The organism is Ruoffia sp. FAM 24228 (assembly GCF_045528575.1).
In the GTDB taxonomy this organism is placed as follows: Bacteria; Bacillota; Bacilli; order Lactobacillales; family Aerococcaceae; genus Ruoffia; species Ruoffia halotolerans.
Window position 1 is genome coordinate 1 of the sequence record NZ_JBGQQZ010000151.1, and the last position, 622, is coordinate 622.

The 622-nt window shown below is 53.9% G+C and carries 1 protein-coding gene; it reads right to left on the reverse strand.

What is annotated here, in order from left to right; all coding sequences use genetic code 11:
* Positions 1 to 340: 340 nt before the first annotated feature.
* Positions 341 to 622: hypothetical protein (locus ACEN33_RS12455; RefSeq protein ID WP_407095213.1), on the reverse strand; the 282-nt coding region annotated here is incomplete at its 5' end.

Sequence of the window (622 nt, forward strand, 5' to 3'; positions counted from 1 at the left end):
GGCGTTTTTCCATAGGCTCCGCCCCCCTGACGAGCATCACAAAAATCGACGCTCAAGTCAGAGGTGGCGAAACCCGACAGGACTATAAAGATACCAGGCGTTTCCCCCTGGAAGCTCCCTCGTGCGCTCTCCTGTTCCGACCCTGCCGCTTACCGGATACCTGTCCGCCTTTCTCCCTTCGGGAAGCGTGGCGCTTTCTCATAGCTCACGCTGTAGGTATCTCAGTTCGGTGTAGGTCGTTCGCTCCAAGCTGGGCTGTGTGCACGAACCCCCCGTTCAGCCCGACCGCTGCGCCTTATCCGGTAACTATCGTCTTGAGTCCAACCCGGTAAGACACGACTTATCGCCACTGGCAGCAGCCACTGGTAACAGGATTAGCAGAGCGAGGTATGTAGGCGGTGCTACAGAGTTCTTGAAGTGGTGGCCTAACTACGGCTACACTAGAAGAACAGTATTTGGTATCTGCGCTCTGCTGAAGCCAGTTACCTTCGGAAAAAGAGTTGGTAGCTCTTGATCCGGCAAACAAACCACCGCTGGTAGCGGTGGTTTTTTTGTTTGCAAGCAGCAGATTACGCGCAGAAAAAAAGGATCTCAAGAAGATCCTTTGATCTTTTCTACGGGG